The organism is Arthrobacter sp. Y3221157 (assembly GCF_059089865.1).
This window is the reverse complement of the sequence record NZ_JBNHFD010000108.1, coordinates 1-11,376: the sequence shown is the minus strand read 5'-3', so window position 1 is coordinate 11,376 and position 11,376 is coordinate 1. Positions and strand designations below refer to the sequence as shown.

Here is an 11,376-nt window from a genome sequence, read left to right as displayed (position 1 = left end):
AAGTGGGCAGATCTCATGGCCACCGATGGGCAGTTCTACTGGCCGTCAGTGGGCACTTTCGTGGCCGCCTACGGGCAGTTTTTCATGGCCGCTAACATCAGACACAGTCGCGCTCAAAAGCCTCTACAAACAAATTGAAAGAAGAAGCCTCAGAATGATTTTGTCGACAGTGACGAATGAAGTACTTCCGGACGTATCTCCTGCCGCATTTCCCCGGATCTTCGAAGCAATCAGCGTCGAAGGGATCAAAGACATCGAAATCCGGGTGGTGGAAGGGAAGCGTTTCCCCCTCGTCGACCCGGATGCATGGGAACGCCTGAAGTCAGCGGCGCGTAACCACGGAGTCGCCTTTTCCGCTGTATCCCCCGGCCTCTTCCGAGCACCCCTCAACAGTGAGCTGATGTCGCTGCATCTCAACGGGTTGTTGGACATGAGCCTTGATCTAGCGGCACGCCTGGAAATTGACAAGATCATCGTATTCGCTGCAACTAGGAGCCCGGAGGACACCGAGGAACACCAGCAAAAAGTCATCGACATTCTGGGTGAGGCTGCAGACCGGGCGGGCAAGCGAGGGTTCTCCGTCCAGCTCGAGAACATCCCCGGTTCCTGGGCGGACACCGGCGAGAACTGCCTCGCCCTGCTCAAAGGCGTAGGCCGGGACAACTTCGGCTACGTATGGGACACCGGCAACCTCTACGAAGCCGAGCAGAAGCACTTCCGCGACAGCTACGAAATCCTGAAGCCATACATCAGGAACGTCCACCTCAAGGACGGCCAGTTCATCGACGGGGTCATGACCTGGCAACACTTCGGCACCGGCGTCACTGACATCGCCGGACAGGTCACCGCCCTCAAAGCCGACGGCTACCAAGGAAAACTCACGTTGGAAGCTGCATGTCAGCCCCACATGGAAGAGGACTTTTATGCCTCCGTTCGGTATCTGAAATCTGTCCTCTAGCTCAGGGATACAAAACAGCAAGAATCTGACCGGGTCCAACCGCACGGCCCGGCCATCCGGGGTTTTCGATACCACCACGCGGGGTCCGCGGTGTCTTATTGTTTGCTCCTGAAACCTGTCGGGGGAAGACATCCGGATCCTGCCTCTGACCTGACGATCCTGAACGGGAGCTTGGGAAAACAGCTGCCTGAAGGGCGGCACCTATCCGCAGCAAGTTTCGTCGACGCCCTCCGAAGGCCAAATGTTTCGCTCCCATGGTGACCTCAAGAACCGGGCCGACAATTTTGACCGGCGGCTGGTTGATGACTGCAAGCTGCTGGTTGGCATGGACGCCGCCGTAACGACAGCGGCAAGATAAGTGACAGGGAGTCCGTTGAAGTAGTCAGGCACGACGGGTCGAACCCCTGGCTGAAAAAGCCGGGTTTTGAAGGCTGGTGGAAAAACTTCCAGGGCGCATCATCGAAATTGTTGCCGACTCCAAGTAACCGAGCGGGCCACTGTGAAACAGGGTTGTCCGGCGGTGATCACTGAACTATGACCACTGCCGGTCAATCCGGGGCTTGCTCGCGTTGCTATCGTTTGGCTTGCCGTTGACGGTTGCAGCGGAACCCTAGAAGGAGACCCGGCCCCTGTATCTGGCCAGTTTCCCCTCTGTTACAGGCAGCTTCTCAGATCTACACTTGCTTGAACTCAGCAATCGCAGGGATAAAGGAGAAAGTCATGGCGGTCATCGAACTAGTCCGAGAAGGAATGCACGTCGTGGCTGCGGATGGGAAAAAAGTCGGCAAGGTCGAGGCCCTGAAGATGGGTGATCCGGAGGCAGTAACTGCCGAGGGTCAAACGAGCCCCGAAACAGGGGCCCTCGTCAACACCGGAATCGCTGCTTTTGCTGCTACGTCAAAGTTGCCTCACCACATCGTCGAGAGGTTGCTGCGGGTCGGCTATGTGAAAGTTGACAGGTCCGGCTTTCTGGCCGGTCACGCATACTTTGCATCGGATGAGCTGGACCGGGTCGAGGGCGATACAGTTTGGCTCAAAGAAGGCCAAAGCGTGGAGGGGCAATTCGAACTTAAGGCACCCCCGCCGATTGTGATGGAGTGAAGACCTAGGTTCTGATTCCAGCCCGGCCAGCCATTGCGAAGACCCATGACCCCCTAAAGCGCACGAAGCCCGCGCCGGTGGGAGGAGCCGCAGATCAAAGTCCTTAAACGTGATGGTCCCGCCTTCAGCGGGACCATCACGTTTCCATACGGGCCAGAATTTTAGAGTGTCGAGTCAGCCTTTATAACCTGCGGTTCCAGGGAAAGGCCGAAGTGGACCGGGTATATAGGGTTTCCCGTGTCAGAGGGAACGTCTTCCCGCGATGCACGTACGGCGTCCATAGACCGAGGAATTTCCACCGGGAGTTTACCCATCGGCAGGATGTCGCCGGAAAGAGCCGCGAGTACGGCACGGTCTGAGCTGCCGTACTCTACCGCGAGGGCGGTCACGAAGGGTACCAGCGGGGTGAGGATCGCCGGTCGGTCGAGGTTGACGATGACGATGAGTGGGCAGTGGTCGGCGATGCGGCGAAGCCTGTGGACCAACCCGGGCGGGAATTCCAAGGATCCCTGGTGGAACCATGCTTCCAGAAACAAATCGCTTCGGGTCTCAAACGGGGCGCCCAGCCTGATGATGGCGAGGTCCGCGTTCTCCGGCGAATCCGCGGGTTGGCCCCAGTCCGAAATGACGTCATTTTTAATGTTTTCGGTGTAGATCGCAGAGTTCTTCAACGATGGAGCGAGAGGCAGGAGGGGTTTGCCCTGGTGTTCCTTGTTCTCCAAGATCGTCAGCGATGCCGCTTGGGCATTGAAGCCGTGGGCCTGAAAATCCTTGCGTCCGACAAGGGCTTCTGCAGCATCCTCGTCGACGAAAGGATTATCGAAGAGTCCTAGACGGAACTTCACGAGCAGGAGACGCCGGACAGACTTGTTGATACGGGCTTCCGTGACGCGGCCTTCGGCGAGGAGTTGGAGGAGAAGTTCAACGCATTCTTCTCCGCCGAACTGATCGGCTCCGGCGTCGAGGATCTTTTCCATTCGCTCTTTGGGCGTCAGATGCTCGACGCCCCATGCACGTGCGGGAAGGACCTGGTCGCCGACGTAGTTGTCGTTGACGAGTTCCCAGTCTGTGACGACGACGCCGTCGTACCCGAGTTCACCTCGGAGCAGGTCAGTAATGATCTGCTTATTGAAGCCGAAGCCGACTTCCTCGATCTCTTCACCGTTGCGTACCAGGCTCTGGGGCATGCCGTAGTACGGCATCATTCCAGCGCTGCCGCATTCAATAGCTGTGATAAATGGGCGAAGGTGGTATTCGAACATGCCGCCCGGGTAGACCTGTTCGCGGCCGTATGGGAAGTGTGCGTCCTCCCCGTCCTTTTGGGGACCCCCACCAGGGAAGTGCTTCGTCGTGCATGCAACACTGTCAGGTCCGAGCACGTCGCCTTGGAAACCCTGGATGTAAGCGGCGGTGAACTCTGCGACCCTGTCGGCATCATGGCCGAGGCTCTGCGCCTGGCGGCCCCACCGTGGTTCTGTCGCAAGGTCAATTTGAGGATGCAGTGCTGCGCGGATGCCTACCGCGCGGTATTCCTGCCGGGCCACCTCGGCAAAAGTGCGAATTGCGTCCACGTCATTCAGTGCGGCGAGTCCGAGCGCTTCCGGCCACTGTGAGAAAGGGCCAGCCGGGAATCCCACGCCGGCATTGTCGACGAAGGCGTGCCGCGGGTCCGTGCTGATGGTGACAGGGACACCATGTGGGGTCGTTTCGGCGAGCTTTTGCAGCGCGTTGTTCCACCGGGCGGCTTCACGTGCTGTGCGGATCTGGTGCACGTTGAAATGCGTCATGTATTTGCCGGTGATCACGTCTGTTGTGGGGGATTTCGAAATAAATCCGGGCTTTTCAAGCAGGTCACCGTCGGGGCCGATTTCGATGACGGTCTGAAACATCAGCCCGACCTTCTCTTCCAGGGTGAGCCGCTTAAGGAGATCTTCGGTCCGCTCCTCGGGTGTGAGACGTGGATCCTCGTACGGTTCCATGACGCCGTTGTGGTTGAGGTCGCGGAAGCTGGTGCCGTCAGGGGCAGTGAGGGTGCGAAGGGACATTGGTTTCTTTCGAAGTAGGAATATTTGTGGTTAGTCGATCCGGCAATCGCGGCGGCTTTTATCAAGCAACCAGGAAACAGGAGAGGACTCAGGCTTCGTGGCAATTATTGGGGTGCTCTGTTCATTCGCTGCTCGTTTTGTGGGCACGGTACTCGAACCTAGTGAGTCGCACTGCGTCGCGGTCAGCGCGGACTCCGACCACGCGGCCAGTGAAACCACCGGCTACCTCCGATGACAGGTAGCGGCCATCCAACCGTGCCAGTTCGACTGGCTCTCCGTGTTCGATGTAGCCCAGCGCTACGAGGTCCGGTCCACTGGGGGCACCGGGGTGGGCGCGTTCTGCCTCGTATGTTCGAATGTAGAGCACCCCGCTGCCGGTGGCGGGTGCGGATGCTACTTCGGCGGCAAGGGGCCCGATACTCGCGGTGACCGTTACAGCGCCGTTGTCAGTCGAGACCGTGTACCGGTGCTCGTCGTCGATTCCAAGAACGAGACTGGCTGCACCGTTGTCCGCCAGGTCAAAGGAGGCAGTTGCTGTCCACTGCTCGTCGCGCGGACGGGCTGCGAGCATTGCGCGGGGGTCGGAGGCTGGTTCGATAATGAGCCCCCCAGCCTTTGCACGTCGTGTGAACTCCGCGGCTGGTTCGCGTGGTGAGATCCAGCGCGGATCCAACACCTGCTGGTCAAAGGTGTCAGTGAAGGAGTGGTCCACGATAGGAACCTCGTAGTGCTCGTCCTGTACGACGGGCCAGTCACCTACCCATTCGATGCCGGCAAGGAAGCTCTCCCGGCCATTGACATGAAATCCTGCCCCACCTCCACGCGGCCGCGTGCCCAGGTAAGCCATTGCCCATTGGCCGTCGGGAAGTTCGACGAAATCCGCGTGACCAGTGCTTTGCACCGGGTGATCGAGCCCGCTGTGGGTGAGGATCGGGTTGTGGGGGCATCCTTCGAATGGACCCTCCACCGTGCGGGAGCGTGAAATGCTGACTGCGTGGCCGTGTTCAGTCCCTCCTTCCGCGATGACCATGTACCACCAGTCATTGCGGCGGAAGATGTGAGGCGCCTCAGGACTTGCCAGACCCGTCCCGGACCACAGTTGTTTAATTGGCCCCGTGAACGTTCCGGCGTCCAGGTCCACCGGCGCCTGGACGATACCGAAGCAGGACGGGTCGAACGAAGTCCAGGTGACGAAGGATCGTCCCTGATCGTCCCACACCAGGTCGGGATCGATGCCGATGGTGCCGCTGATATGGACAGGATCGGACCATGGGCCTTCGGGGGAATCGGCTGAGACGACGATGTGGCCGCGCAGCATCTCGGCTTGGTTCGTTGTGATCAGGTAAAACCTACCGTTGTGATAACGCAGGGTCGGCGCGCAAATTCCTGCCGAGGCTGGACTGGTGCGGACGTTCAGCTGGTTCTCGCGGGTGAGTGCGTTGCCGATCTGCCGCCACCTGAGCAAATCAGTGCTGTGGAAGAGCGGTACGCCCGGAAAATACTCGAACGAAGACGCCGCAAGGTAGTAGTCAGCGCCCACCCGGCACAGGGACGGGTCAGGAAAGAAGCCAGCGACGATGGGGGTGAAAGGGGATGCTGTAGAGCCTTCGACGGGTTCCGCCGCCGGGCTAACGTCACTTGAGGGCCCGGGCCTGTCGGTATCTGTCGTGGGTTTCATTGGTTCTCCTTGAAATCTGGTTCGTCATGACGGTGGGCTCGTGACCGCAGGACCGGCTGGCTCCAACTATGGTGGAGGCCTTCGGTGGTGTTATGGCGGGCAAGTTCCTGAGCCTGGCTTCATGACCGGACGGGTGTGGAACGAAGCGTGTGACGTCCTGACGTTACGGACTGACGCGGAACGGATGGCAGATCGATATCTGCCGTCACACCCTCAGGGACGCTGACTGTGAGTTCTATTTCGCCGTCCGGGGCGAGCCGCCATTCGCTACTGATGGTTCCATAGGTAGTTGTCAGGCTGGTCTTTGCCCACTCAATTCCTGGTCCCGGTTTGGGGGCGAAGAGAATTCTTGCGTATCCCGGTTCCAGGGGGCGGATGCCTCCGACTACTTTGTGGAGCCAGTCTGCGACGGCACCGAGGGCGTAGTGGTTGAAGCTGGTCATCTCGCCGGGGTTGATGGTGCCATCGGGGAGCATCGAGTCCCAGCGCTCCCACACTGTGGTGGCTCCCATGGTTACCGGGTACAGCCAAGACGGGCATTGTTCCTCCAGGAGCAGCTTGTATGCGTCCTCGACGTGCCCAGATTCCGAAAGTGCCCACGTGATAAATGGTGTCCCTGCGAAACCTGTGGACACCCTGTAGCTGCTTTTGGCCACGAGCTCTGCCAAACGGTCCCCTGCAAAGGCCCGTTTTTCTTCGCTGTCGAGGACCTTGAAGGCAAGGGCGAGAGCATAGACGGTGGTGCAGTCGCTGAGAACAGTTCCGTCGGCGGCGACATAGTGCTCATTGAACGCGGCACGCGTCCGTTCGGCTAAACCGCTGAAATGTTCTGCGTCGCTGGTGCGGCCAAGGAGAGACGCGGTCTGCGCCACGATATTGGCCGTCCTGTAGAGACAGGCTGTCGCGACAACGCCTTTGTCGGCCTTCGATACCCATGGCTGGTCGGCCGGGCCATCCGGGTCAAGCCAATCACCGAACTGGAATCCCTGATCCCACAAATAGGTGGGGGAGAGGAGCCCTTCCACCCGGCTGATGTGCGCGGTCATGGATTCGTACTGCCGTTCCAGCACGGCTTTGTCCGCATACGCTTCCCATAACGCCCACGGGACCCAAACCGCGGCATCTCCCCACACTGCAGTTGATTCCGGCGCAGGGAAGTACGGTGGTCGTTCTTCGTACTTCAGGACGTCCGGGACAGTGAAGGGTACGATGCCGTCCGCGGCCTTCTGTTCGGCGGCCACGTCCAGCAGCCAGTCCTGCAGGAAGTCCTTTACGTTGAAGAGGAACGCGGCCGTTGGCGCGAAGACGGAGATGTCCCCGGTCCAGCCGAGGCGTTCATTGCGCTGCGGGCAATCAGTGGGCAGGTCGAGGAAATTTCCTTTCAGCCCCCACACGACGTTCTGGTGCAGCTTGTTCACCAGGGCGTTGGAGCACTCGAACCATCCTGTCCGGTCCAGTGCGGTATGGACGACGACTGCCTCCAGTGAATCCTGCGTCAGCTCCCCGGGCCACCCGGTTACCTCGGCGTAACGGAAGCCGTGGAACGTCTTGGTCGGTTCGAAGAAGTCGTGGCCTCCGGAGAGGGTCATTGTGTCGGTGGCAAGTGCTGACCGGAGTGGGCGTGTGCCCAACTCTCCGTGCTCCAGTACTTCCGCGTGCCGCAGGGTGATGACGGAACCGGCCTCGCCCTGGACAGTGAAGCGGAGCCAGCCGACGATGTTCTGGCCAAAATCGATCAGTGTTTTGCCAGTGGGTGAGGTGAAAATGCGCGCCGGTTTCAGGACTTCGTGTCGCACCACGGGGGCACTGACCGGTTCGGCCAGTCGGGAGAAGTCAAGGTCGACCACGTGCACTCCGGCCCAGGAGGATGTCTCGTGACCCGGTTCTGCCCATGCTTTATCAATGCTGCGGGCGTCGATGGCCTGACCGTTATAGAGATCATTGGCTGTTATGCCGGATGGTCCTGCTTTCCAGGAAGGATCGCTGTTGACCGTTTGGACGAAGCCGTCAGCGTACTCGATGTCCAGCTGGCCAAGGAAGGCCAGTTCTGAGCCGTAGAAGGCTGAGTTGCCGTTGAAGGATAGGTTGCCGCGATACCACCCGTTCCCTAGGGATACGCCCAGGACGTTGGTGGGCTGCAACAGGTTGGTGATGTTGTGAGTGCTGTAGCGCAGGCGCCACTCGTAGGAGCTCCAACCGGGGCTGAGGACGTCTTCGCCTACAGGGCGCCCGTTGATCGTGGCTTCAAAGATTCCGAATGACGTGGCCCTGAGGATCGCCTGAACAGGTGAACCATGGTCTTCGACCAGTGTGAATTCCGTGCGAAGCAGCGGTGCGCCGTCGAAATCCTCATCGGGCGCGATCATCGATGCGGACCAAGTTAGTGCAGTCATGTGCTTCTTTCGATATCTGGTGGAACGGTTCTATGATGCTCGGGCGCTGACGGACCCACTGGTCGTCGTGCCAGGGGGCCCGTTCCCGTCCACCGTCTGGTCAGATGGACCGGCGGATAGCGATTCTGATCGTGAACCTTGGAGCCATTCATTGGTGCGTTCGTTCACCAGGAACCTTTCAGCCATGCGGAGGTAGCCGGCGGTATTCGGGTGTAGCCCGTCGGGCAGGTCGGAGGCATCGTTTGGTCCGAACAGCTCCAGGCCGTTGAGGTAGTAGAGCGCAGAATCTGTCGCGGACCGGGCATTGACGATGTCGGTGAGGATTGAGCGGACGTCGGTGAGGTTCAGTGACCCGAAGTTCTGGTCAGGCATCGATGACGGAACGGTGCGAAGCTTCCCTGCTTCGATATCCCAGGTGATCGGGCCTGGGTCGTGCTCCTGCATCGGGCAGGCGATGGGGGAGATGAGAAGGATCGGAACGTCCGGTTTCGATTCCCTGATGGTGTCCAGGAAGGCGTGGACGGCGGGGATGAAGGTTCGGCGCTTCATCGTGTCTCCGTTGACGATGTTGATGCCAATCTTGAGGCTGATGAGGTCCGCGTCCAGGTCGCGGATGACGCGTGCGACGAAGTGGTCAAGGTGCGCACCCCCGCCGAAGGCCATCGAGGTGAGATTCAGGCCGAGCTTCCGGGCTGCCACTGCCGGCCATGTTGAGAGCGGCGAATCGGCCTCCGCGCAGTGGCTAATGGAACTGCCATAGTGCGTCCACCTGGGGAAGTTGGAGGATGCCGCGGCATGAACAGGCGCGTCGGCCTGCAGATCAAGAATCTCAATTGTCGCGTTGTTCGGAAGCCAGATCTCAACATCGCGGGCAGTGCCGTTCCCTCCGATCTCGAATACTAGCGAGGCAGGCTTCCCCGCATGGTGCTGTGGGGGACCGGAAATTTGGAGCAGATCGTAGGATCCTTCGGTTTCCCGTTGCTCGAGCGTTAGCTCGCCGCTGACGGCGCCGTATGTGACCTTGACAGAGTCCGGGTCCATGCCTGGGAAGAAGCGCCGTGTCGAGAGTGCGGTCAGCGTCAGCTGCGTCGCCGCTGTCGTCAGGGCAAGTCGGACTCCGGAGGGTTGTTCAGCATTGATCCTGAGCGTTTCCTCGTCATGGTAGGCGTCCACCGTTCGCGGAAGCCGGTGCGGAACCACACCTCTGGGGGTGTGTTCCAGGTCCAGGACTCCGCGGAGTGCGCGGACGATGAGCTCCCGGGTGGCTTCGCTCATGGTGTTCATGCCCGTACCGCGTTCAGGTCCAGGCCCCAACCGATGGGAAACAGCGGGTCCTTTGTATCCGAGGGCACATCGGGACAGCTCGCGGCAATGGCGTCCATGCTGCGAGGCAGTTCGAAGGGCAGCTTTCCGTGGGGGCGGGCCCGGCCGGTGAGGACGCTGAGGACTGCATCGTCGGACGCCCCGTAGTCAGCGACGATGGCGGTGGCGACACCAGCGAGGGGCGTCAGTATTGCGGGCCTTGTCAGTGTGACAACGAAGACAAGGGGAACCTGCTGGGCAATTGCCCGCATCTCCTCGATGTAGTCCTCGGAAAAGTCGAGGGACCCCTGTTCCATCCCACTTTCGAGGAAATAGGTGTCTCGTTCCTCATAGGGAGCATGAGATCGCACAATGGCGACCGTCGCGTCTTCCAACGGTGACGGCGTCCATCCTGCCGGCAACGCCGATGCTTCGATGTGGACGAGGTAGGCCTTCTGCGGCTCGGCCACCGGGAGCAGCGGTCGTCCCTCTACGTCCTTGTTCGTGAGCACAGTGAGGGACGCTGCCTGCGTGGCCCTGCCCAGATCGATGTGTTCGGGGGACCCGATCTCCACGTTTCCGTCACCTGTGCCCGGGGTCGTGATGCCCAGGTCACGCATCAGTGCGACATTGCGGCGGACGGACTCGTCGAGACGGTACTCGCTGAGGTCGCCGGACTCGATGAGACTGACAACCAGTTCGGTGTCGCTTTCACCGCCGAACTGGTCGACGCCAGCTTCGAGAAGCTTTTTGACACGTTGGTGGCGGTTCAGGTGTTCCACGCCCCAGGCGCGGGCCGGGAAGGGTTTGCCGAAAACGGTCGCGTCGGTGATGAGGCCGAAGTCGCTGAGGATGATCCCGTCGAATCCGAGTTCCTCGCGGAGCAGCGTGGTGAGGATTTGTCGGTTGAAGGCGAAGCCAACTTCCTCGACGGGTTTACCGTTGAGGGTCAGTCCTACCGGCATGCCGTAGTAGGGCATGATCGCTGCCGTGCCGGCGTCGATCGCGGCTTCGAAGGGGAGCAGGTGGTCGCGCAGTCGGCCGCCCGGGTAGACCTGCTCGCGTCCGTACGGGAAGTGCGGGTCCTCGCCGTCGAGCTGGGGGCCGCCTCCCGGGAAGTGCTTTGTCGTCGCGGCGATGCTGGTTGGTCCCAAGGTGGGGCCCTGCAGGCCCTCGAGGTATGCCCGGAGGAGGGTCGCTGTGAGATGGGGGTCGGCGCCGAAGGATTGGGCCTGCCGGGCCCATCGCGGTTCCGTGGCCAGGTCGACTTGGGGGTGAAGCGCCATGCGGATGCCCATGGCGAGGTAGTCCTGCCGAACGATGTCGGCGAAGGTCCGCACGGCGTCGGGGTCACGGAGGGCGCCCAGTCCGATAGGTTCCGGCCATTGCGAGACGCCGCTTGCGCGGTGGCTTGCCCCTGCGTTTTGGATGAATGAGTGCCGTGGGTCGGTTGAGAAGATGATGGGTAGCTTTGACCCGGTGGACGTAGCGAGGTCCTGCAGGGTCTGGAGTACCTTGTCAGCCTTGGCCGGCTCGGGCATGCCTGCGAGGCAGAAGTAGCGGATGCCCTTGTCTACTATTTGATGCCGCAACGAGCCGCCGCCCAGTGGGGAGGGTGCGTCGAGGTCGAGATCCTCGCCGATCATCACTATGGGCTGGAAGAGCAGGCCAATCTTCTGCTCGATGGTGAGGTCGCCGATGATTTCGTCGACACTCCTGCTGTGTGCCGTCGATGTGCCCGTGGGATTCATGCGTGGGTCCGTTGTTTCTCGTCGAGGCTGGAAGTCATTGTGGCCGCCCGTGCCTGCCGGCGTTCGGCTTGGCGTTTGGGATTGGCTACGGGGGCTGCCAGAAGGAGGCGTTGGGTGTAGGGGTGTTCGGGTGCGGTGGTGACTTTGG

7 protein-coding genes are annotated in these 11,376 nt (G+C 60.6%); 2 read left to right on the top strand and 5 right to left on the bottom strand.

All coding sequences use genetic code 11. The annotated features are described in order from the left end of the window. Positions 1-154: 154 nt before the first annotated feature. Both AC5RTT_RS18410 and AC5RTT_RS18405 read left to right on the top strand, forming a co-directional pair. Positions 155-958, top strand: coding sequence for a sugar phosphate isomerase/epimerase family protein (locus AC5RTT_RS18410; protein WP_494146402.1), 804 nt, complete (start codon positions 155-157; stop codon positions 956-958). A gap of 720 nt (positions 959-1,678) precedes the next feature. Beyond that, the gene (locus AC5RTT_RS18405; RefSeq protein WP_494146401.1) at positions 1,679-2,059 is read left to right on the top strand and encodes a hypothetical protein; all 381 of its coding nucleotides are present in this window, start codon (positions 1,679-1,681) and stop codon (positions 2,057-2,059) included. A 161-nt stretch (positions 2,060-2,220) separates the two neighbouring features. Here the strand turns inward: AC5RTT_RS18405 and AC5RTT_RS18400 are convergent, their stop codons facing one another. From AC5RTT_RS18400 to AC5RTT_RS18380, 5 genes are all read right to left on the bottom strand, one after another. Next, complete coding sequence (locus AC5RTT_RS18400; protein ID WP_494146400.1) at positions 2,221-4,104, bottom strand: glycoside hydrolase family 3 protein; 1,884 nt, start codon at positions 4,102-4,104, stop codon at positions 2,221-2,223. A 121-nt stretch (positions 4,105-4,225) separates the two neighbouring features. After that, a complete protein-coding gene (locus AC5RTT_RS18395) occupies positions 4,226-5,782 on the bottom strand; it encodes a glycoside hydrolase family 43 protein (RefSeq protein ID WP_494146399.1) in 1,557 nt (518 codons plus the stop codon). A gap of 119 nt (positions 5,783-5,901) precedes the next feature. Next, entirely contained in the window at positions 5,902-8,175 is a 2,274-nt protein-coding gene (locus AC5RTT_RS18390; protein WP_494146398.1) for an alpha-L-rhamnosidase, read from the bottom strand. A 30-nt stretch (positions 8,176-8,205) separates the two neighbouring features. Further along, on the bottom strand, positions 8,206-9,459 hold the full coding sequence (locus tag AC5RTT_RS18385; RefSeq protein WP_494146397.1) for an SGNH/GDSL hydrolase family protein: 1,254 nt from the start codon (positions 9,457-9,459) through the stop codon (positions 8,206-8,208). Then, a complete protein-coding gene (locus AC5RTT_RS18380; protein ID WP_494146396.1) occupies positions 9,456-11,228 on the bottom strand; it encodes a glycoside hydrolase family 3 protein in 1,773 nt (590 codons plus the stop codon). The genes AC5RTT_RS18385 and AC5RTT_RS18380 overlap by 4 nt, the downstream gene beginning before the upstream one ends. Positions 11,229-11,376 lie beyond the last annotated feature (148 nt).

Excerpts from the sequence above, each read along its gene's own strand:
- AC5RTT_RS18410 (WP_494146402.1), top strand. The coding sequence starts at position 155 with ATGATTTTGTCGACAGTGACGAATGAAGTACTTCCGGACGTATCTCCT.
- AC5RTT_RS18405 (WP_494146401.1), top strand. The coding sequence starts at position 1,679 with ATGGCGGTCATCGAACTAGTCCGAGAAGGAATGCACGTCGTGGCTGCG.
- AC5RTT_RS18400 (WP_494146400.1), bottom strand. The coding sequence starts at position 4,104 with ATGTCCCTTCGCACCCTCACTGCCCCTGACGGCACCAGCTTCCGCGAC.
- AC5RTT_RS18395 (WP_494146399.1), bottom strand. The coding sequence starts at position 5,782 with ATGAAACCCACGACAGATACCGACAGGCCCGGGCCCTCAAGTGACGTT.
- AC5RTT_RS18390 (WP_494146398.1), bottom strand. The coding sequence starts at position 8,175 with ATGACTGCACTAACTTGGTCCGCATCGATGATCGCGCCCGATGAGGAT.
- AC5RTT_RS18385 (WP_494146397.1), bottom strand. The coding sequence starts at position 9,459 with ATGAACACCATGAGCGAAGCCACCCGGGAGCTCATCGTCCGCGCACTC.
- AC5RTT_RS18380 (WP_494146396.1), bottom strand. The coding sequence starts at position 11,228 with ATGAATCCCACGGGCACATCGACGGCACACAGCAGGAGTGTCGACGAA.